Annotated in this window: 3 protein-coding genes; 1 reads left to right on the top strand and 2 read right to left on the bottom strand. The window is 36.3% G+C overall.

Annotated elements, in window-relative coordinates; genetic code table 11:
• Nucleotides 1-210: hypothetical protein (locus Tfer_RS16850; RefSeq protein ID WP_207642462.1), on the top strand; the 210-nt coding region annotated here is incomplete at its 5' end.
• A gap of 121 nt (nt 211-331) precedes the next feature.
• Here Tfer_RS16850 and Tfer_RS15605 read toward each other — a convergent pair.
• Both Tfer_RS15605 and Tfer_RS15600 read right to left on the bottom strand, forming a co-directional pair.
• Entirely contained in the window at nt 332-1,024 is a 693-nt protein-coding gene (locus Tfer_RS15605; protein ID WP_052219192.1) for a hypothetical protein, read from the bottom strand.
• 22 nt (nt 1,025-1,046) lie between these two features.
• Nucleotides 1,047-1,541: a hypothetical protein gene (locus Tfer_RS15600; protein WP_052219191.1), complete on the bottom strand. Its 495-nt coding sequence runs from the start codon at nt 1,539-1,541 to the stop codon at nt 1,047-1,049.
• Between the last annotated feature and the right edge of the window lie 399 nt (nt 1,542-1,940).

The raw sequence follows: 1,940 nt of genomic DNA, 5'->3' as shown, positions 1-1,940 counted from the left end.
CAATTTCAAGCCCTCACTGTCGTAAACACAGGCTTGCCGCCCTCCACTAAGTCGCAACTCATCACTTTAATGTGCAGCGGTTTTTGGATATCCTGCAGAGTAAATGCAGTAGTAAAGCCTCAAAACGGTATTTTTGCCATCTTCGGACATGCGGGAACACTCTGCGTGCCTGGCTGCAGTTTTGCGGGCGCAGTCGCTCCCAAACAGTAGCCGGAGAACCCTACCCACCCTTCAATCACTCTTGTGGTAGGTGAACATAAAAAAATTCCCCACCGGTGTCTGGGGAAAAATCTCTGCAAAAAGGGGAAATTATCTCTTGCAAAAAACATAACTAGTTTATAGAATCATCAAGGATTTCAACTTTCGCTTTATCGATTAAATCTTTTACAACTTTTTCAAAATATTCCTTTTGGCGTTTCGAATATGCTTCACTGTCTTCATTTGGAAGTGGTTGAACCTCTTGTGCAATAGCTTTAGCAATTTTTGCTCTGGATAATTCTTTTTGATAATAAGGTACGGCCCATTCATTCCAATATTGGTCTTCTGTTATTCCCAGACCTTCAGCAAAGTTTTGTATCATTTCCCTTCCAGTTATAGTACCGTTACTTTGATCTTGATATTTCCTAAGTTCGTTCAAATAAACCTTGGTCTCGTCAACGCTGGCAGTTAAGTTTCTCCTAGCAGCTTCTGCTTCAAGTACTTTATCTCTTAAAATCGAATTCATAACATCTTTGTTAGTCGGGCTTTTATCTCCGTTTTGTGCAGCTAGAATTTGTAACCATACTTTCCTGGCTAAAAATTCTTCATTAGTTACCCCCATTTTATCAATTTTGGCTACAACTTTGATATTTTTCCTGGTTTCTTTCCTTATTTGGCCTAATTGCTTAAGATTTTGTTTTATTTCTTCCTTGGTAACCGGTTTACTTGCTACAGCATTAATGTCGTTAATTTTAAATACAAAGATTGCACCCACTGCTAATACAAAACAAAGAAATGCTATGCCTAAATTAGTTTTTAGTTTCAATTTCTTCACCCCCTAAAGTTTATTAAAATAAATTTACGGTAGTATATGACCAATTTGGTGTTGCATCATCCGTATAAAAACTATATGTCGCTTCAACTTGTTTTGAGGTATTTGACAGGTAGACATCAGTTGAATTTGTTCCACCGCCTACATGAGTACCCGGGTTAACAATTAAAGATTTTGGTTCCCACTTCCAATCCTCTATTGTTAATTTAACATTAGAACCCTCCTTGTACCTGTTAGTAACCATTACATCCCAAGTTAAAAGAGGTCCATAAGTATCTTTCCATGTCCCATAATTCTCATGATAGAAAAAATTGGTAGATGTTGTACCGGGTGAAACAGCTTCATGCATTACGTAATCTATAAATAAATACTTCAATCCGTAGTCTGAACTCCAAACAGTAACTCCAGCTCTACCAGTTTTGTCATAATACTTTGTTTCAGCATATGCGACTGTGGCAAAGCTTGAAACCAAAATAAAAGTAATAAGAAGTAATGATATTAACCTTTTCAAATATCATCTCCCCTTTCCTTCATTATAACATCTTTACACCCTTTTAGAATTACCAATTATTTTAAATTAAGTTTATTTTCACAAACCATTCCTCCCTTCCATTGCTTTAATTTATGGGTAATTACACCCTGTAACATGTTAAACTTGAATGTCTTTAGGTATATCCGCTAACAACGTTCTACAACTAGATACGTGCAACTACATCCTTTGTTTGAAATAAACTTTCATAAAGAGAATCATTAAATTTAAAATGCTGTAACCTTACTCCTTGTAAACGGCAAGTACTTTTGGATGAATTTCGGCAAATAATTTTCCCAGTTTTTTCACCTCAAAATACTATCACGATGTTTAAGCCGGTAACTGTCGCCGGTCATGTTGAATATCTCACTATGGTGAGTT

Source organism: Thermincola ferriacetica (assembly GCF_001263415.1).
In the GTDB taxonomy this organism is placed as follows: domain Bacteria; phylum Bacillota; class Thermincolia; order Thermincolales; family Thermincolaceae; genus Thermincola; species Thermincola ferriacetica.
This window is presented reverse-complemented; position numbering and strand designations above follow the sequence as displayed.